Below are 19,293 nucleotides of genomic sequence, written 5' to 3'. Positions count from 1 at the left end.
CTCCTATTGGTCTTCGCCACCACGCGATAGCACGATCTCTGCCATATGCATCGCATCACGCGCCAGCAATTCCGATTTGCCCTGCGCATCGCTGACACCCTCCAGGCTCGTGCCATCGCTCAGCGCCACGTGCATCTTCATGTCCTTCACCAGCGCGCCCAGCGGCTCGGCGCCGTCGTCGTCCGCCACGCCGCGTGGATAGCGCAGTTCCAGTTTCTGGTCCGCACCGCCGGCGCCAAACGTCGGGAACTGGGCCGCCATCGATTCAGGCCCGTCGAGCGTGTAATCCGGCGCATGAAACCGCAAAGGCGCCTTGCTGCCCAGTACAGGCGGGCCGTCGCCCAGTTTGAGGAACGAGCCATCAGCAGCCACCAGCAGGATGACCTTGCCCGTGACCGTCACCGTGCCCTCCGTCGCCGTGAGCTGCATGTTCGGCGCCGATTCGATGGCCGTGTCGTCATGCTGGCTTTGCATCAGGAGCTTGCCGTTGTGGGCGATCGCATGCAGTCCGCCGTGATGCGCGAACAGCGACAACCCTTTGCCGGCATTGACCGAGAACCGCTGGCCCGCGGTCAGTTGCATGTGCTGCTGCGCGGCTGTGTCGACGTTGGTGCCCGCGTAGCTGACCACGGCTTTCGAGCTGGCAAAGCCGATCCCTGCCGGCGACGTCACGGCGATCACCGGTTCGCCCGGCTGCGTTGCCTCCGGCTTGGTATTGCTGCCGTCTTCCCACGCCGTGAAGCGCGCCAGCAGCGACTCCTGCTCGGCCGTGTCGATGGCTAGCCCGTTGTGCTGCGCCGCGTAGTTGCCCAGCGACGCGCACAGTTCGCCGCAGTCGCGCAGCAGGCCCAGATAATCGTCGCGGGCCAGCTGCGCACCCTTGTCGCCGGCACCGCCGAGCAGCTTCCAGGCGCTGAGCAGGATGCCGCGCGCTGCGTGCAGTGCAATGGCGTCTTCGGTGCGTAGTTCGGCCCCTTCGCCGCGCGGCCTGGCGCGGCCTTCCTGGCGCGGTTCGGTCAGGTAGCCCAGATTGAGTTCGCTGGCTGCATGGTCGCTCGCCAGCTGAGCGCTGATCTGCCCGGTCGTGTCGTCGAGCCGCAGCTGGTTGCCGCGCTGGCCGCGGATTTCACGGCTGCGCAGGCCTGACTGATAGCGGTTGGCGGGCAGGCCGTCTTCGCGCCGGAAGCGGGGCGGCGGGGCGGCGCCGTTGTAGACCTGGGCGATGATGACCGGCTTGTCGGGATCGCCAGCGGCGAACGCCACCAGCACCTCGGCGCCCACGGGTGGCAGCAGGCGCGCGCCACACTGGTTACCGGCGCCGTTGCCCGCCCAGCCGGATGCGACGCGCACCCAGGCCGAGTCGCGATCAGAACCCGAGGCACCGGCGCCGTCCACGTTCTCCTGTGCACGCGTCGCCGGGAAACGGATCTTGACGCGTCCCAGGTGGTCGCACCACACGGCCTCGTCCTTTGGCCCGACGACGATCGCGCTTTGCAACTGCGGCTGCGGGATCACTGGTGGCGGCGGCACGATCCGTATGCCGCGCCGCACGCAGGTAAAGCGGCACCGGTAGCGCAGCGCCTGGGCAGTGTCGTCAAGCCGGGCGGTGTCCCAGCCGCTGCGCGCAAACAGCCGTTCGACCTGGGCGTTGATGTCCGCCGGCAGGTTGTTGGTAGCATCGATGCGCTGCGCAGTCACGACGAATTCGCGCTGTTCGGGCTGGTGCTTGTCGATTTCGGGATGGCCCGTCAGACCGAACCACTCGCCAACGGCCAGGTCGCGCACCGCACCTTCGCCGTGGAAGCACTTGGCGACGAATTCGTGGTACGCCACCAGCGCATCGCTGATTGCCAGCAGGTCAGGGCGGTTGTCGCCAAGATGCGGCGCCGTCACCTGATAATGTTCCAGGCTGGCGGCCAGTGCGTTCCCCGTCTTGCCCTGGTTGACGCGCAGCGGCGAACTGGTCGTGGCGCCCCCGTTGGCAGGGGTCAGGTAATCCCAGCTGTGCAACGAGGTATGGCCGGGCACCAGCGTGCGCTCGGCGCTCCAGAGCGTGATCGCGTCGCGCTCCTCGGTCGCACCGTCGCGGTGAAAGCGGATGGTGCCGGCCGCATTGCACGCCAGCGTCTTGTCATCATCGAACAGCACCAGCGTGTGGCCGACGCCGGCGGCCTCACCGCCGGCCTGATTCTGACGGTCGGCTCTGCCCGGGCGAACGAACCAGGCGATGCCGCGGCGCTGCATCAGGCGGCGCACGAAGCTGGCATCCGATTCGTTCAATTGCATCGTGAGCGCGCGCTTCGGAAGCTTGCGGTTGAGCAGGCCGCTGGCGATCTCGAAGTCGAAGGTCGATGCGATCACGGGATTGTTTCTTTGCCATTCCTTGAGGACCAGTTCGATGATCTCGAGCTCATTCTTGTCGCGGAAAACGCGCGTCGTGCGCGTCACATCCATCACCGACAGTGCGTCGCGCACGGTCAGCTTGTAGCTCGCGATGCCGCCGTCGCTGTGGCCCGACGCAGCCGCCGTGACGATTCCGCACAGCCTGCGCAGGTTGCCGCGGTCGGTCACGATCTGCAGCTCGCAGGGCAGGCCGATGAAGCGCTTGAGTTCGAGCTTCGCGCTTTCGCACAGGCACAGAATCTGCAGCTCGAGGCCGCCGCACACGGATTCGCTGGCGCTGGCGTAGTGCGGCAGCAGCGCATTCACATCGGTCGCGCCGGGCTGGCCCAGTACCATGCGCAGTGGCCGGTTACGGGTGTCGAGCCGGTAGCTGGCCAGGGCGGCGGCAAGGGTGGCGAGAGGCAGTGTCATGGTCGATCACTCCCCTGCAGCCTGCGACAGGCTCGCCTGCGCCGGCGTGTTCTCGCCGAAATATTCATGCGAGTCGGCGTTGTCGATTGCCCGCTGCGGTGCGCTGCGCGCCAGTTCTGCTGCGCCGGTCTGGCCGTACACATGGTCGTCGGTGCCCGCCACCACATCGAAGTGACTCAGCTCGTGCAACAGCGTGCCGCCGCGCGAATCGGTGCCGGTCGTTGCCGCCGCCCAGAACGCCTTGCAGACCCAGACCGTGTACGGTCGCGCCGGATACACGTAGGCAAAATACGGCTCGTCGCAATCGCAGTCGATCCTGACCGGCTTGTTCTCGAACGCCTCCTTGATCGCCGTGACATTGGCCGTGACTTTTGCGCCGCGCGCGGCATCCTGCGCACCGAACCACAGCGCGTAGCGCGCGCCGTACGAGGCGCCCGAGGTCAGGTAGGCCTGGCTGTCGGCCGCCATCGCGCGCACGGCTGCCATCGCGGTCACCAGCTGCGTCTGCTGGGCCTTGCTGCAATTGGCAAAGCCAGGGCCTGCGGCGGGGGCATCCTGCGGGAGCGGCGTGCTGCTGCCATCGACCCGGATCGTGACAGGGTTGGAGGCAAGTTCGCCCACGACTGCGCCGACGGTCGTGGCTGGCGCCGGCAGGGCGGGACTACGATAGCGGATCGTGTAGTTGCCGGTCATGCGCATCTCGTAGAACCGCGACAGCTCGACGGTGTGCGTGAGCGCCTCGCCCGGAGCCAGTTGCAGGAAATCGGCTGGCTCCGGCGCGGCGCGCTTGATGCGGCGGCCCAGGTAGCGCACCGGCTGGCCGTCGCGCTGCACCTCGAACAGCGGCGCGTCGAGACCCTGCTGCGGCGTGCGCCAGCGCAGCAGATGCTGGAACGTGCCGGACGTATTGGTCAGCGTGACCGTCACCAGGACGTTGTCGCCGCGACCAACCGCCGGCTGCGCCGGGTTCAGCGTGACGATGACCTGGGCCTGCGCCGCGCCGGCACTGCACAACACAGCGAAGGCGCCTGCGGCGCGCGACAGCAAGGAACCTGAATGCATGGTGGACTCCGGTTGGGTTGGACCGGATGACTCTCACCTTATTTTCTCTGCCCACATTGCGCTGCTGCAGCGGCTGCCATTGGCCAGCTTGCATCAGGTCAGCCACTACCCAGAAACCTCACACAAAATAACAACAGCGGATCGACAACGGTCGCCTGCACGGCATTGGTTTGCTATCATGCAACAATTGTATCCAACAAAAAAATAACATTCGATCACGTTGGATAGCCACAGGTGCTTCCCATGATGATCCAGACGAACGAGACTTCCGCGCCGCCCCTTGTGTCGGCGACCGATCTGCACGCCACCGCCGCCGAACTTGCCCGGCACACCAGCGAAGCCCACGCGCTGCGTGATGCCCACGCGCTGCTCGGCCAGAACCGCAACTACCTCGAGCAAGTGATCGACGGCATGCCGGCAGGCTTGCTGGTCATCGATGCCGAGCGCTGCGTGCGCTCGATGAACCGCATGATGGCCGAGCTGATCGACGCGCCGGAAGAAGCCGCCAGCGCCGGTCATCCGCTCGCGCGCTGGCTGCCCGACGCTGGCCTGGCCGCGCGGGTCAGCGATGCACTGGCGACCGGCATGCCGCAGGACCACATCCTCGTCTCGCTCGACGGCCGCCCGGACGGCGTGCGCCATCTCGAATTCAATATCCGCCGCACCGAGCAGGCCGGTGGCTACATGCTGCTGCTGATCGGCCAGGACATCACCTTCCGCCGCAAGGCGCGCCTGCGCCTGCAGGAGAGCGAGGAATTCTTCCGCCTGACTTTCAGCCAGGCGGCGGTGGGCATCGTGCTGCTGGGTCCGGACGGCCGCCTGCTGCGCGTGAACGGCAAGATGGCGCAGATCCTGGGCTATAGCGAAATCGAACTGCTGCAGCGCTTTTTCCAGCAACTGACCCACGTCGACGATTTGCCGGACGAGCTGACACTGGTCAAGCGCCTGCGCGACGGCGAGATCAGTGACTACCAGCGCGAGCGGCGCCTGCTGCGGCGCGACGGCACGCCGATCTGGGTCAATGTCAGCGTCTCGACGATGCGCGATGCCTACGGCAACCAGCGTTTCATCGCCGTGGTCGAAGACATCTCGCGCCGCAAGGGCGCCGAAGAAGCGCTGCTGCGCGTGATCAACCATGACGCGCTGACGGGCCTGCCGAACCGCGTGTTGCTGCAAGACCGGCTCGAGCGCGCCATCGCCCACGCGCACCGCGCCGGTACGCAGGTGGCCGTCATGTTCATCGACCTGGACCGCTTCAAGCACGTCAACGACACGCTCGGCCACGATGCCGGCGACCAGTTGATCGTCGAGATCGCGCGCCGCCTGTCCGGCACGCTGCGCGAGAGCGACACCGTGGCGCGCCAGGGCGGCGATGAATTCGTCGTCGTGCTGCCCGAGATGAACGGCGAGACCGACGCCGCACGCGTGGCCCGCAAGCTGCTCGATAACCTGTTCCAGCCGCTGCTGCTGTGCGGACAGGAGGTATTCCCGACCGGGTCGATCGGCATCGCCATGTTCCCGCGCGACGGCACCGACAGTGCCACGCTGCTCAAGTGCGCCGACAGCGCCATGTACGGATCCAAGGGCGGTGGCGGCAACGGCTTCAGCTTCTACATGGCCGACATGGGCGCGCAGACCGCGCTGCACCTGCGCATGGAAAGCGAGCTGCAACGCGCGCTGCAGCGCCGCGAGTTCGTGCTGCACTACCAGCCCGTGGTCGACATCGCCACCGGTCACCTGGGAGGCGTCGAAGCGCTGCTGCGCTGGCAGCCGCAAGGCAAGCCGATGGTGTCGCCGGCCGACTTCATTCCGCTGGCCGAAGAAACCGGCCTGATCGTGCCGATCGGCGAGTGGGTGCTGGAAACCGCGATGGCGCAGCAGGTGGCCTGGCAGCAGGATGGCCTGCCGCCGGTGCGCGTCAGCGTGAACCTGTCGGCGCGCCAGTTCCTGGGCCAGGACGTGGCCCAGCGCGTCGCGGTGCTGCTCGAGAAAACCGGCTGCGACCCGCGCGCGCTGACGCTCGAAATCACCGAAAGCGTGCTGATGCAGAACCCGGTGGCGGCCACGGAAACGATGGCGCGCCTGACCGCGATGGGCGTCCAGCTGGCGATCGATGACTTCGGCACCGGCTACTCCAGCCTGGCCAGCCTGAAGCGCTTCCCGATCCACAGCCTCAAAATCGACCGCTCGTTCGTCAGCGACCTGATCGACGATGCCGACGACGCCGCCATTGTCGACGCCGTGATCGGCCTGGCCCATTCGATGAAGCTCAACGTGATTGCCGAAGGCGTGGAAACGGCCGACCAGCTTGCCTTCTTGCTGGCCCACGGCTGCGACCAGATGCAGGGCTTCTGCTACAGCCGGCCGGTGGCGCCGGACGCCATCGAAGCGCTGCTGCGCGCGGCGCCTGCTGGTAAGGGCCAATAGAAGGTCATTGCGCAAGCTGGCACGCGTTTATGGAAAGAGCTCGAAAGTAAAAGGTAACTAAAAAGAAAAAAACAACGAGATGTAAAAGTATTTCGTAAGTCGTTGTGCGCGCTGTGACAACGTTATAAGCTTCAACACGCGATGAAACGTGGTTTTGAAGTGAATTTTCGCTCTTCGACCGTTGCTGATGTAAGGTCTTGGCCCGGCGCGGCCGATATGAAACGAAAGTCAATCCCAACCTGTGTCAAACAGGCCTGTTGGCCAACAATGTGCCTGCCGCCAGTCAGCGCACGCAGCGTGCGTTGATGGACCGGACAAGTGTCAGTCACACCATTTGCTGATGCTCGCCGGCAACTCGCGCTTTATCTTCACGCGCTGCGTCAACCGGCGCTCATCCATTGATGTTCACCGAATCATACAAAGGAGACAGTATGAAAAAATATGCACTTTTGAGCGCCATGTTGGCTTGTGTTGCAAGCGGCATGTCGACCCCGGTTCAGGCGCAGGTAGTCGCGACCAAGATCGGCGTCATCAGTTACTGGGGCACGAATGCAAGCCTGTACAACCAGCTACCTACCGGATCGCTGGCCTTGATCAACCCTGACAGTGGCATCTTTCAGGGCCAGACAACGACGTTGGTCCCGGATCTTGCTAGCTATAAAAGCATCGTCGATCAACAGACGAGCCGCAACGTACGGCTGATCGGGTACGTCCCGACAGGTTATTTCAACCATTCCTGCAATCAAATGGGGGTCTGCCAAACCTGGGAACGGATCGAAGCCCAGGTCCGCAACTATTTCCAGCAGATGCCCAATATCAAAGGAATCTTTTTCGACGAAGCTGCCCCGGCAAACTGGAACTGTGCAGCGTTCGTGAACGAATACCAGCAGCTGCGAACCATCGTTAAGAAGTACCGTGCGGATGCAACGATTGCGTTCAATGCGGGCGTGCCGGACAACTGCGTGGTCAATGCAACACAGGCAGGCGAAATAGCCGTATTGTTCGAGAGTGATACGTCCTCGTACACCAGCCAGGTCCAGCAGATCACCAACGCAACGGCGACAGCACGAGCCAAAGGCGTGTTGACATGGCATCTCGTGCACTCCGTACCTGCGCAGGCAGATATGGAACGTGTGGTTCAGGAAATCAGGACCCGTGGGGCGGATTATGGCTATGTCACCAACATCGGCGGCAACTGGCAGGCTGGCGAAAACACCTGGGGAAGCTTGCCGCCATACTGGGCGCGAGAAACCGAGCTCCTCAATGGCAGCAGCACGGCAGCACCAGGCGTCAATTGGGGGAACCTGAACCGCAAGATCGTTAACAAAGCAAGCTATCTCTGCCTGTCGGCCACGAGTGGTCACGCGGAGCAGCAGGTTTGTACATCCGCTGCCAGTTGGAATCTGGTCTACCAAAACGTCTCGGGCCAGAATTTCTACAAGCTGACTTATGGCGGTCTGTGTCTGACAGCCGGGTCAAGCAACGCGAATGCAGTGACGTGGGAAAGCTGCACGCTGGGAGATCGTCAGTTGTTTGCCATGAGAGAGGCTGGCGGATTGGTATACTTCACTGCCAAGACGACGGGGAACGCCCTCACCATGGACACCAGCAGTGCAGGTTCGTGGGCAAGCGCCTGGCCGTATAGCGCAGCGTCGAGCCAGCAATTCTACTTCCAGGATTAGTCGTTTTTCGGGCTGATTCTAGAACATCCACGAGGCCGGCCTTGTCAAGGCTGGCCAATTTCCCTTCATGCGTCTTGCCGGCGTTCCAGCTGGAAGGTATAAGCGCAAGTGCGGCAGGAACGCCAGTCGCCACGCGAAAGTACATCAGGCCGCCGACGCAGCTACACTGATCGTTCCTATTCACGGCAAGCCTGCCCACGCGATTGCAGGCAGCGACTTCTCATGGAAAACGATCATGCACTGCACCCGCCCGAGCAATTGCCACACCCGCCGTACACTCCCTGTCCTGCTGGCCTGCCTGTCGGCGCTGACGCTGCTGTCATCCGCCAGCATCGATGCCGTGGCACAGCCAGCGACTGCCGATACGCGTTATGAACGTGGCGCACCCAGCCCGGACGGCATCGGCAAGCGCTACATGGGTCGCGAGATCTCCGGCGTGATGGGATGGGAGGGCGCGCAATGGCTCGAACGCGAAAGCCGCGCACACGAGGAGCGGCCGGCATTGCTGCTGCAGGAACTGGCGCTGGCGCCCGGCATGACGGTAGCTGACATCGGCGCCGGGACCGGCTATTACACCTGGCAACTGGCGAAAAAAGTCGGGCCCAATGGACGTGTGTACGCCGTCGATGTGCAGCCGCAAATGATCGCCATGCTCGACAGCCAGATGGCAAAGCGCGGCGTGCGCAACGTGGTCTCGGTGCTGGGCAGCGAAACCACCGTCAAACTGCCACCGGCCAGCGTCGACCTGGCCATCATGGTCGATGTCTATCACGAACTTGCCTATCCCGCAGAAGTCCTCGACAGCATCGTCGCTGCCCTCAAACCGGGCGGGCGCGTTGTCTTCGTCGAATACCGCGCCGAGGATCCGGCAGTCGCGATCAAGCCGCTGCACAAGATGAGCGAGGCGCAGATACGGCGTGAAGCCACGGCGCATGGCCTGAAATGGGAACGCAGCATCAAGTCGCTGCCGATCCAGCATGCGGTCGTGTTTCGCAAGCCCTGAGCACAATGCGCAACCAGAGGGTCTATGCAGCACCGATTGTCTTGACAGGCCATTCAGGTATGTGACGTGCCGTTTGATAAACCACTTAAAGATGAGAATCGGAAAGCCGGCAGAAGCGCTCAGACGCAAGGAGCAGGAACAACGAGCGTCAGGTCTTTGCGATCATGCGTGTGATGACGTCTGGCGCGATTCTCAACAGAAGGGGCAACATCCGCACTGGCCCAGGCAGGGCCAGCGGCCGTCGCTTTGCCAGCGCCCTGAGCGTGACCTGAGCCACCGCGGCGGTTGACATTTTCTTTCCCGTGGCCTTCGCATTCATGGGCGTATCGGTCATCGCTGGCATCAGCTCGAGGACGTGCGTGGCCTCAGGATCAAGCTGGCGTCGAAGAGCATCTGCAAATGCGTGCAGTCCCGCCTTTACTGCGCCGTAAGTGGGCGCACGGGTAGGCGACACCAGCGCGAAGCCCGAGGTCACAAACACGATAGCCTCCAGCGATGGCCAACGCACCAGCACTTCTCCCGTCAACTGGATGGGCGCGGTCAGGTTCAACGCGATTTCCTCTTCGAGTGCGGGAGTTGCATCGACACCGGCAGCGAAGTCACGTTCAACGAAGGTGCCTGCGTTATTAACTAATACGTCCAGCCGGCCGAATTTATCGGCAACCGCTTGCAGCATACCAGTGCGCGCCACAGCGCTTGTCACGTCGGCCTGGATTGCGAGCGCCTGTGGAAAACGTTCAGTGAAACGCGTGAGCGCCGGTACCGAGCGACCGCATACAGCAACTTGGGCGCCTTTGTCCATGAATGCCTGGGCCAAGCCAAGACCAATACCCGAGGTACCACCTGTAATCAGAATAACTTGTTGCGTCATGAACTATGCACTCCTGTAAGCCGAAGAGATAAACTGCTCTCTATTGGTTACCTACTGTATAGACGAAACTATTTCACGCCAAGGAGGCACTATTTTGAAATCAAGTTACCTAGAGGTAACCGCACCATGCGCACGTCTTACCTGCGCACTGGCGCGAATTGGCGACAAGTGGACGGTACAGATTGTCATGCAGTTGGAAGCAGGACCACAGCGCTTCAGTACGTTGCGCCGCGCAATAGGGGGCATCTCACAGAAAATGCTTGCGCAAACGTTGAAAGGGCTTGAGCGTGACGGTTTCGTCACACGCACCGTCTACCCGACCAAGCCACCAAGCGTCGAATATGTGTTGACCGAGCTGGGCCGCGAAATGGTCGTACCTGTCAAATTACTCGGTACTTGGGTGAATACCAATCTTGACCGGATCGACAATGCCCGCCAGCACTTCGATCTGCAGGCTAGCCGCCTGAAAGTTCTCTGACCTTGCCAAAAACGCAGCAGGCTTCAAAACACGATAAGGAGCAGCTCAATCTGGTTAATGCGCTTACCGGTGTCTGCTTTTGGTCTTGGATTCAGCCGTTCATTTTACGGCAGCAATCCACTCGAAGCGGCCTGCATTCCACCATCTCCCGTTTCACGACGAATTCGACATGGTCATACGACGTCGCTGACTTTCCTGCGCTACTTCTTCCAGCACCGATTCCAGGTCATCGACATCGACATCCAGTATTTCGGTGCGCCTGCGTAATACCGCGTCAAGGTCCGCACGTGTGAATACCTCCGTCGCGTCACGGTTGGCCGCAGGCGTCCTGTGAACCGAGTGGTGAGGATAGCGATGCCCGGTGAGCCTGTGATAAACCAGGGCGCCGGCAAGCAGGGCAACAGAATTGAGGCCGATCGGTAACAGCACGAATGCATACCCGAGTGCATGAATCTTGCTGCCTCCCAGCACCGCTGTGATCGCCACCGCACCGGACGGTGGATGCACGCAGCGAAACGAAAACATCAGCATGACCGTGACTGCCACGGCAACTGCTGCCGCCAGGAGCGGCATCGGGATCAAGTAAGCGCAGCTGACGCCTGTTACTGCGCCGATCAGATTTCCTCCGATGATCGCCCATGGCTGGGCCAGAGGGCTTGCGGGTACGCCGAACAACAGCACGGCAGACGCGCCCAAGGGCGCTGCCAGCAATGGCAGATTGTCGACTGGTCCGCCGAGAAACGAGGCAATCACGCCCGTAAAAAATATCCCGATCAGCGCGCCCAGGCTGCTGCGAAATTGTTCACGAGGCGCTATTTGAATCGGGGCGGGAAGGAAGTCGCGACACCATTGCTGAAAGGACGACAAGATGAAATCTTTCTAAAAACTGAGTGGACCGTTCGGGCTGCGAATATAACCACTCACAACCATAAGGTCCAAGACTGATATACGATGATGTCGATAAGTAAAACGAATCATTGGAGCTTTCGTGCTGCTGCGCCATATCCGCTATTTTCTTGCCGTTGCAGAGCATCGCAACTTCACCCGTGCCGCGGCGGCGCTGCATGTGTCGCAACCGGCGCTGTCGCAGCAGATCAAGCAGCTCGAAGCGTTGCTGGGTGTCCAGCTGTTTGACCGCAGTGGAAAAAGCGTACGCCTGACCGATGCCGGCGAGGCATGGATGGGCCACGCCAAACTCGGCATGCAGCATCTTCACGCCGGCGCCCGCGCGATCCAGGATGTCGGCACTGCACACCGTGGCGTGCTGCGTTGTGCCGCGCCGCCGACGTTATCGCTATATCTGATCGGTCCGCTGATCGCCAGGTTCCATGCACTGCATCCAGGGGTCACAGTCAGTTTTTCGGAAGTCGCGCAGGAAGACATCGAAGCGATGTTGATCAACGACGAACTCGACCTCGGCATCGCCTTCAGCCCGCTGCAGCCGGGTGAACTCGACTACACACCGGTGTACGAAGAACAGCTCGGCTTCGTGACCGGCGCCAGTCACCGACTCGCCGCCCGGTCTGCCGCGTTGCCGCTGGCGGCGTTCGCTGCCGAACCGCTGGTGTTGCTCAACAAGTCGTTCGCCACCCGCCAGCAAATCGATGCGTACTGCGCGTCCCACGGTATCGCGGCAAAGGTCGCCGTCGAAGTCAATGCCATCGGCGCGTTGGTCGAAATCGTTCGTCAGGGAACGCTGGGGACAGTTCTGCCCAACCCGATCTCTGCCGCCTGTACCGATCTGCACGCGGTTGCGCTGCAGCCGGCGATGATGACGCGCCATGTCGTCTACGCCTGGCGCAAAGGGGCGTACCGCACGGCGGCGAGCAAAGCACTGGTCGACGTATTGACCGGCCTGGTGCGGGATTTGACATCAGGCGCCTGACGATCTGTGCCGGCGCACTGCTGATTGTCTTTCCCGCTGTGCGGATTCAATTGCCGCGGTAAGTCGAATAGCCGTAAGGGCTCAGCAGCAGGGGCACGTGGTAATGCGGCACACTGCCGTCGGCCGTAAAAATGACAGGGATCTCGGGGAAGAACGTCGGGCTCTTGTGCTCGGCAAACCACTTGCCGGTCTTGAATGTGACCCGGTAAGTGCCGCGTACCATGGTCACGCCGGCGGGGAACAGGGCCGGGATGCGGCCCTGGGCATTGGTGACGCCTTCGCCGAGCATGGTCCACCCGTCGCCTACGCGCTGTTCGAGAGTCACAGCCACATCGGCTGATGGCAAACCGTCCTGCAGGTTGAGGACATGGACGCTGAGCGGGTTGATCGCGGCGGAAGGTGCGACAGTGGGTGCGGCCGCGACACTGGCGGAGTGCGCAGCAGCGCCGAGGGTAACAACGAGCAGGGTCTGAATGAATTTCATGCGTTCTCCGTAGAGGTGGGTGTGAAGATAATCGGAAGGTCAAGACCGCCAGCGATCAGGGCGTCTTGCGGAACACGTTGTCGATTGCGGCCTGTGCGCAGGCTTCGTCTGTGGCAGGTCCGCCAGCGCCGGCAATGCCGATGGCGCCAATGAGCTCGCCGTCAGCCATCAGTGGCACGCCGCCACCGAGCAGCAGCAGCGTGTCGACCGTGTTCAGGTTGGCCCCTTCGGCGCTGGCGCGGGCATTGGCAGCCAGCAGGCGGGTTGCCGTTCTGGTTGACAGCGCCGTGTAGGCCTTGCGCTGGGCAGCGATGGTGTTGTGCGGTCCGACGCCATCGTCGCGGCGCAGGGCAACCAGGTTGCCGCCGCGGTCGACCACGGCGGCGGCCAGCACTTTGCCGTCGGCATGGCAGGCAGCCATTGCTGCGTCGAGCAAGCGGCTGGCACCATCGAGTGAAACAGTGCGGTGGGGTACGGTCAGCGGGGCGGCAGTGCTGGCCTGGGTGCAGGCCAGTGACAACGCGATGAGCAAACCTGCAGGCAGTGGGTGGTACATGGAATCATCCCGGTGGTATTCGAATGGCCGCATGGTACGCAGCACATGGCGACAACCAGATGACGGCCAGATGACAGTTTTGTCATCTGGCGCGCGGCGGGCAGTAAGATTGCGAAACAAGGAGCCACCCAATGCGCATACTGATTGTGGAAGATGAACGCAAGGCGGCCGACTACCTGCAAAAGAGCTTGCGCGAGTCTGGCTACATCGTCGAAGTGGCAAGCAATGGTTTTGACGGCCGTTACATGATCGAGGAGTTCGACTTCGACCTGGTGATCCTCGACGTGATGCTGCCGGGCCTTGACGGCTGGGCGCTGCTGCAACTGGTGCGCGCCAGGTCGGCCACGCCGGTGATGTTCCTGACAGCCCGCGACGCCATTGAAGACCGCGTGCGCGGGCTCGAACTGGGCGCCGACGACTATCTGGTCAAGCCATTCTCGTTTGCCGAACTGCTGGCGCGTGTGCGCACGCTGCTGCGGCGCGGCCCACCGCGCGACATGCAGGAATTTCGCGTCGCCGACCTGCAGGTCGATGTGCTGCGCCGCCGGGTTACGCGTCAGGGCGACCGGATCACCCTGACGGGCAAGGAATTCGCGCTGCTGCACCTGCTGGTCAGCCGGGTCGACGAGGTGCTCTCGCGTGCGGTCATCGCCTCGCACGTGTGGCAGATGAACTTCGACAGCGACACCAATGTCGTCGATGTGGCCATCCGCCGCCTGCGCGTGAAAATCGACGATCCCTATCCACTGAAACTGATTCATACGGTACGTGGCATGGGTTACATGCTGGGCGAGACGCCATGAGGCTCGCGTTGGCGCCCCGTTCGCTGAGCATGCGCCTGGCGCTGTGGTTTGCCCTGGCAAGCGCGCTGCTGCTGGGGGCCATCGGCGTGTTCCTGTACCGGTCCCTGGCAAGCGAACTGGCGTGGCGCGACGACATCGCGCTGGCGGGCCGGATCGATCGCATGCGCGCACTGGTTGCCGACAGCGACAGTATCGAGGCGTTGCGCCGGCGCCCGCAGCTGTACGCCAACATGCTGGGCAACCGCGACAACGCCTTGTGGATGCTCGACGCGACTGGCCAACTGCTGATCGCCGTGAATCCGGGCGGCCTGGCGCTGCCGACTCTGCCGCCCGCGCCATCGATCCGCCTCACCGATGTCGCCACCGGCCAGGCGGCGCGGCTGGCGTGGGTCGATGTCTGGCAGGGCAACCGCCGGTTCACCGTGGTTGCCGCCAAAATGCTGGCCGAGCGCGAGCGCATGCTGGCCAGCTACCGCATGACCTTGGGGACAGCGCTGGCCGGCGGGGCGCTGCTGTCGTTTGTACTGGGCTGGCTGATCAGCCAGCGCGCGCTGCGGCCTGTGCGGCTTATCGCGCAGCAGGCCGCCGCCGTCGACGTGCGGCGCCTGCAGCAGAACGTGGCGGTGAAGCTGACACCGGCGCCGCTGAAAGAAACGCAGGAGCTGCAGCAACTGGGGGCAGCGCTCGACCAGATGCTGACGCGCCTGGCCGACGGCTTTGTCCAGCTGTCGCGCTTTTCCGAAGACCTGGCCCACGAGATGCGTACGCCTCTGCACAACCTGATGGGCAACACGGAACACGCGCTGCGCAAGCGCCGCAGTGCCGACGACTATGAACAACTGCTGGTGTCAAATCTGGAAGAATACGAGCGCCTGGCGCGCATGATCGACAGCATGCTGTTCCTTGCGCGTTCGGAGCAGCCGGCCAGCGGCGTCACGCTTGAAACCATTGATCTGGCAGAGTTGTGCTCCCAGTTGGCGGACTATTTCGAAGGTGTGGCCGAAGAACGCGGGATCAGCGTGGTGGTGCACGCGGCCGGCGAACTGGTTGCTGACCGCGCGCTGGTGCGGCGTGCCCTGGCTAACTTGCTGGCCAACGCGCTGCGCTACGGCGCTGCCGAAGGTACAGTCACGATCCACACAGGCGCCGATGGCGAGACGGTCAGCATCGCCGTGCACAATACCGGCATGCCCATCGCGGCCGTCCATCTCCCGCACGTGTTCGAACGATTTTATCGTTGTGACCCGGCACGCAGCCAGGGCGGTGATTCGGGCGGCCTGGGACTGGCCATTGTCGCCTCGATCATGCATCTGCACGGCGGTGAAGCCCGGGTTGAAAGCGACGACACGGGCAATCGCTTCACCCTGTTGTTCCCACAATCTGACGCGATGTAGCTGGTTCCACCCAGCCGGCCGCCTATTCGCGCGGCACACTTTCCAGCCAAATGTTAGTATTACCTCAACGAAACGTACGAGGCCACCCGGCATTGACAAAATACCTACACTGCCGGGAGAATGTGCCGATATGTCACGTTTTTGCTATCTAGTCATCATAAAATAGTAGCAACAGTGCATGGACGGCCTACGCCGTTCGTCCACGACAATTCTCAGGTTCGCGCAGCGCCCAGGCGCCGCGCAGCCACCGATACCTTTTTCAGGAACTGCAGGCATGACTATCCTCGTGACTGGCGGAGCGGGCTTCATTGGCTCGAACTTCGTCATCGACTGGCTCGCTCACAATGACGAACCCGTCGTTAACCTCGACAAGCTGACGTACGCCGGCAATCTTCAAAACCTGACGAGCCTGGAAGGCGACAGCCGCCACCACTTCGTGCGCGGCGACATTGGCGACGGCGCCCTGGTGGCACGTCTGCTGGCCGAGCACAAGGTGCGGGCCGTGCTGAACTTCGCGGCCGAAAGCCACGTCGACCGTTCGATCGAAGGCCCGGGCGCCTTCATCCAGACCAATATCGTCGGCACCTTCAACCTGCTCGAAGCCGTGCGCGCCTACTGGAATGGCCTGGACGAGCAAGCCAAGGCCGACTTCCGCTTCCTGCACGTGTCGACCGATGAAGTGTATGGCACGCTCGAGAGCGATGCGCCGGCCTTCACCGAGCAGCACCGTTACGAACCCAACAGCCCGTACTCGGCCACCAAGGCAGCGTCCGACCACCTGGTGCGTGCCTACCACCACACCTATGGCCTGCCGGTCCTGACGACCAACTGCTCGAACAACTACGGCCCGTACCACTTCCCGGAAAAGCTGATCCCGCTCGTGATCCACAACGCGCTGGCCGGTAAACCGTTGCCGATCTACGGCGATGGCCAGCAGATCCGCGACTGGCTCTACGTCACCGACCATTGCAGCGCGATCCGTCGCGTGCTCGAAGACGGGCGCCTGGCCGAAACGTACAACGTCGGCGGCTGGAACGAGAAAGCCAATATCGACGTCGTGCGCACGCTGTGCGCGATCCTCGACGAACTGCAGCCGCGCGCCGATGGCGCGTCGTACGCGACGCAGATGACGTTCGTGAAAGACCGCCCGGGGCACGATCGCCGCTACGCGATTGACGCCGGCAAGCTCGAGCGCGAACTGGGCTGGCGCCCGGCCGAAACCTTCGACACGGGTATCCGCAAGACCGTCGAGTGGTACCTGGCCAACGGCGCCTGGGTCGAGAACGTCACCAGCGGCGCGTACATGGAATGGGTCGACCGCCAGTACACGCCAGAAAACGGCGCCGCATGAAGATCCTGCTACTGGGTAAGGACGGCCAGGTCGGCTGGGAACTGCAACGCGCGCTGGCGCCGCTGGGCGAGCTGCGCGCGCTGGGCCGCAGCGAGGCCGATTTCACCGATCCCGAATCGCTGCGCGCCGTCGTGCGCGCATTTGCGCCCGATGTCATCGTCAACGCCGCTGCCTACACCGCGGTCGACAAGGCCGAGAGCGACGCCGCCACGGCGCACAACGTCAATGCGGTCTCGCCAGGCGTGCTGGCCGAGGAAGCCGCCGCCGGTAACGCCTGGCTCGTGCACTACTCGACCGACTACGTCTTTGACGGCACGAAAGAGGGCGCCTGGGTCGAAACCGACGCCGTCAATCCACTGTCGGTCTATGGCCGCACCAAGTACGACGGCGAGCAGCGCATTGCCGCCAGCGGCGCGCACCACCTGATCCTGCGCACCAGCTGGGTGTTCGCACCGCGCGGCGGCAATTTCGCCAAGACGATGCTGCGCCTGGCCAAAGAGCGCGAGACGCTCAATGTGGTCGCCGACCAGCATGGCGCGCCGACCGGCGCCGAGCTGCTGGCTGACGTCACCGCGCTGGCGCTGCACCGTATCGCCACGCCTGGCGCCGACGCGCAGCACCTGTCGGGTGTGTATCACCTGGCCGCCGCCGGCGCCACCACCTGGCACGCCTACGCCCAGCACGTGCTGGCGCAGGCGCAAAGCCACGGCGCCGTGCTCAAGGCCGGGCCGGACGCCGTGCAGCCGATCGCTGCCAGCGCGTTCCCGACCCCGGCCGCGCGGCCCGCCAATTCGCGGCTCGACTGCAGCAAGTTCAGCGCCAATTTCGGCCTGAACCTGCCCGACTGGCGCCACCACGTCAACCGATTGATTGCCGAACTGTCGGCACAAGGAAATCTATGAGCAACGCTATGCAACGCAAAGGCATCATCCTCGCCGGCGGCAGCGGTACCCGTCTGCATCCGGCCACGCTGGCGATCTCGAAGCAGCTGCTGCCCGTGTTCGACAAGCCGATGATCTACTACCCGCTGAGCACCCTGATGCTCGGCGGCATCCGCGACATCCTGATCATCTCGACCCCGCAAGACACGCCGCGCTTCCAGCAACTGCTGGGTGACGGCGCGCGCTGGGGCCTGAACCTGTCGTACGCCGTGCAGGCTTCGCCCGACGGCCTGGCCCAGGCGTTCATCATCGGTGAAGATTTCATCGGCAATTCGCCATCGGCACTGGTGCTGGGTGACAACCTGTTCTACGGCCACGATTTCAACCAGCTGCTCGAGCGCGCCGATGCCCGCACCGACTGCGCCAGCGTGTTCGCCTACCACGTGCAGGATCCCGAACGCTATGGCGTCGTGGAATTCAACGACGACGGCAAGGCCATCAGCCTGGAAGAAAAGCCGGCCAAGCCGCGTTCGAACTACGCGGTCACAGGCTTGTATTTCTACGACCAGAACGTCGCCAAAATGGCGCGCACGCTCAAGCCATCGCCACGCGGCGAGCTCGAGATCACCGACCTGAACCGCATGTACATGGACATCGGCAAGCTCGATGTCGAGATCATGGGCCGCGGCTACGCCTGGCTCGACACCGGCACCCACGAGTCGCTGCTCGACGCCGGCCAGTTCATCGCGACGATCGAACAGCGCCAGGGCCTCAAAGTGGCTTGCCCTGAGGAAATTGCGTATCGCAAGGGCTGGATCGACGCGGCACAGCTCGAAGAACTGGCTGCACCGCTGCGCAAGAACGGCTACGGCCAGTATCTGGTGCGTGTTTTGAATGAAAAGGTATTCTGATGCAAATTACTCGCTTGGCAATTCCAGACGTCCTGAAGATCGAACCGCGCGTGTTCGGCGACGACCGCGGCTTTTTCTACGAAAGCTTCCACCAGGCCCGCTTTGAAGAAGCGGTCGGCCGCAAGGTATCGTTCGTGCAGGACAACCACTCGAAATCCACCAGCAACGTGCTGCGCGGCTTGCACTACCAGATCAAGCAGCCGCAGGGCAAGCTGGTGCGCGTGGTGGCCGGCAGCGTCTATGATGTCGCGGTCGATTTGCGCCGCGCGTCGCCGACGTTTGGCCAGTGGGTCGGTGAAATCCTGTCGGCCGAGAACAAGGCCCAGCTGTGGGTACCGGAAGGCTTCGCGCACGGCTTCGTCGTGCTGTCCGAAACAGCCGAGTTCGTCTACAAGACCACCGACTACTACGCGCCCGAGCACGAGCGCTGCATCGTCTGGAACGATCCGAGCCTGGCGATTACCTGGCCGATCAGCGCGACGCCGTCGGTGTCAGCCAAGGACGAGAAGGGCACCATGTTCGCCACCGCGGAAGTGTTCGAGTAAGCGGTCGCTTAGCCCCGGGGCCCTGGTACGGCCCTAGGGAAGCACTGATTTATTCTGGGGGATGGAATTGGCAGTTGAAAAAGTCAGCCTGCAAGGCGCAAAATCGAAGCAATAGCGAGCTATTGCGAGAGTTTGCAACGCCGCAG

At 63.0% G+C, this 19,293-nt stretch carries 17 protein-coding genes; 11 read left to right on the top strand and 6 right to left on the bottom strand.

The window, feature by feature from the left end; genetic code table 11:
* Nucleotides 1-3: 3 nt before the first annotated feature.
* Both AC56LY_RS14945 and AC56LY_RS14940 read right to left on the bottom strand, forming a co-directional pair.
* A complete protein-coding gene (locus AC56LY_RS14945) occupies nucleotides 4-2,814 on the bottom strand; it encodes a type VI secretion system Vgr family protein (RefSeq protein WP_499580758.1) in 2,811 nt (936 codons plus the stop codon).
* 6 nt (nucleotides 2,815-2,820) lie between these two features.
* Entirely contained in the window at nucleotides 2,821-3,876 is a 1,056-nt protein-coding gene (locus AC56LY_RS14940; protein WP_499580756.1) for a M35 family metallo-endopeptidase, read from the bottom strand.
* Between the two features lie 243 nt (nucleotides 3,877-4,119).
* Here AC56LY_RS14940 and AC56LY_RS14935 point away from each other — a divergent pair, with 243 nt between their 5' ends.
* From AC56LY_RS14935 to AC56LY_RS14925, 3 genes are all read left to right on the top strand, one after another.
* Nucleotides 4,120-6,303 carry a putative bifunctional diguanylate cyclase/phosphodiesterase gene (locus AC56LY_RS14935; RefSeq protein WP_499580754.1) on the top strand — a complete coding sequence of 728 codons (2,184 nt, stop codon included), beginning with the start codon at nucleotides 4,120-4,122 and terminating at the stop codon, nucleotides 6,301-6,303.
* Nucleotides 6,304-6,734: 431 nt separating this feature from the next.
* Nucleotides 6,735-7,985, top strand: a complete 1,251-nt coding sequence (locus tag AC56LY_RS14930; RefSeq protein ID WP_499580752.1) for a spherulation-specific family 4 protein — start codon at nucleotides 6,735-6,737, stop codon at nucleotides 7,983-7,985.
* Nucleotides 7,986-8,220: 235 nt separating this feature from the next.
* The gene (locus tag AC56LY_RS14925; protein WP_499580750.1) at nucleotides 8,221-8,988 is read left to right on the top strand and encodes a class I SAM-dependent methyltransferase; all 768 of its coding nucleotides are present in this window, start codon (nucleotides 8,221-8,223) and stop codon (nucleotides 8,986-8,988) included.
* Nucleotides 8,989-9,136: 148 nt separating this feature from the next.
* Here AC56LY_RS14925 and AC56LY_RS14920 read toward each other — a convergent pair whose 3' ends face one another.
* A complete protein-coding gene (locus AC56LY_RS14920; protein ID WP_499580748.1) occupies nucleotides 9,137-9,859 on the bottom strand; it encodes an SDR family NAD(P)-dependent oxidoreductase in 723 nt (240 codons plus the stop codon).
* A gap of 94 nt (nucleotides 9,860-9,953) precedes the next feature.
* On the opposite strand from AC56LY_RS14920, the gene AC56LY_RS14915 reads away from it, so the two are divergent.
* Nucleotides 9,954-10,337, top strand: a complete 384-nt coding sequence (locus AC56LY_RS14915; RefSeq protein WP_499580747.1) for a winged helix-turn-helix transcriptional regulator — start codon at nucleotides 9,954-9,956, stop codon at nucleotides 10,335-10,337.
* 153 nt (nucleotides 10,338-10,490) lie between these two features.
* Here AC56LY_RS14915 and AC56LY_RS14910 read toward each other — a convergent pair whose 3' ends face one another.
* Nucleotides 10,491-11,204: an HPP family protein gene (locus AC56LY_RS14910; protein ID WP_499580746.1), complete on the bottom strand. Its 714-nt coding sequence runs from the start codon at nucleotides 11,202-11,204 to the stop codon at nucleotides 10,491-10,493.
* Between the two features lie 121 nt (nucleotides 11,205-11,325).
* Between AC56LY_RS14910 and cynR the strand changes: the two genes are divergently transcribed.
* Entirely contained in the window at nucleotides 11,326-12,222 is an 897-nt protein-coding gene (gene cynR / locus AC56LY_RS14905) for a transcriptional regulator CynR (protein WP_499580744.1), read from the top strand.
* Between the two features lie 46 nt (nucleotides 12,223-12,268).
* Here the strand turns inward: cynR and uraH are convergent, their stop codons facing one another.
* A complete protein-coding gene (uraH, locus tag AC56LY_RS14900) occupies nucleotides 12,269-12,706 on the bottom strand; it encodes a hydroxyisourate hydrolase (RefSeq protein ID WP_499580742.1) in 438 nt (145 codons plus the stop codon).
* Nucleotides 12,707-12,761: 55 nt separating this feature from the next.
* The gene (locus AC56LY_RS14895; RefSeq protein ID WP_499580740.1) at nucleotides 12,762-13,262 is read right to left on the bottom strand and encodes a GlcG/HbpS family heme-binding protein; all 501 of its coding nucleotides are present in this window, start codon (nucleotides 13,260-13,262) and stop codon (nucleotides 12,762-12,764) included.
* Between the two features lie 131 nt (nucleotides 13,263-13,393).
* Between AC56LY_RS14895 and AC56LY_RS14890 the strand changes: the two genes are divergently transcribed.
* The 6 genes from AC56LY_RS14890 to rfbC all read left to right on the top strand — a co-directional run bounded on the left by AC56LY_RS14890 (nucleotide 13,394) and on the right by rfbC (nucleotide 19,147).
* Entirely contained in the window at nucleotides 13,394-14,065 is a 672-nt protein-coding gene (locus AC56LY_RS14890) for a heavy metal response regulator transcription factor (protein WP_258835355.1), read from the top strand.
* Nucleotides 14,062-15,459: a heavy metal sensor histidine kinase gene (locus AC56LY_RS14885; RefSeq protein ID WP_499580738.1), complete on the top strand. Its 1,398-nt coding sequence runs from the start codon at nucleotides 14,062-14,064 to the stop codon at nucleotides 15,457-15,459. The genes AC56LY_RS14890 and AC56LY_RS14885 overlap by 4 nt, the downstream gene beginning before the upstream one ends.
* 274 nt (nucleotides 15,460-15,733) lie before the next feature.
* Nucleotides 15,734-16,810, top strand: a complete 1,077-nt coding sequence (gene rfbB, locus AC56LY_RS14880) for a dTDP-glucose 4,6-dehydratase (RefSeq protein WP_499580736.1) — start codon at nucleotides 15,734-15,736, stop codon at nucleotides 16,808-16,810.
* Nucleotides 16,807-17,712 (top strand): dTDP-4-dehydrorhamnose reductase, encoded by a 906-nt coding sequence (rfbD, locus tag AC56LY_RS14875; protein ID WP_499580734.1) that lies wholly within the window; start codon nucleotides 16,807-16,809, stop codon nucleotides 17,710-17,712. Before rfbB ends, rfbD begins: the two co-directional genes overlap by 4 nt.
* Nucleotides 17,709-18,602, top strand: a complete 894-nt coding sequence (gene rfbA, locus AC56LY_RS14870) for a glucose-1-phosphate thymidylyltransferase RfbA (protein ID WP_499580733.1) — start codon at nucleotides 17,709-17,711, stop codon at nucleotides 18,600-18,602. Before rfbD ends, rfbA begins: the two co-directional genes overlap by 4 nt.
* Nucleotides 18,602-19,147, top strand: coding sequence for a dTDP-4-dehydrorhamnose 3,5-epimerase (gene rfbC, locus AC56LY_RS14865; RefSeq protein ID WP_183555750.1), 546 nt, complete (start codon nucleotides 18,602-18,604; stop codon nucleotides 19,145-19,147). Before rfbA ends, rfbC begins: the two co-directional genes overlap by 1 nt.
* The last annotated feature ends 146 nt before the right edge of the window (nucleotides 19,148-19,293 follow it).

It is taken from the genome of Telluria sp. ZT3P25 (assembly GCF_059685895.1).
Note: the sequence above shows the minus strand (reverse complement) of the source record. Positions and strands in the feature narration are given on the sequence as shown.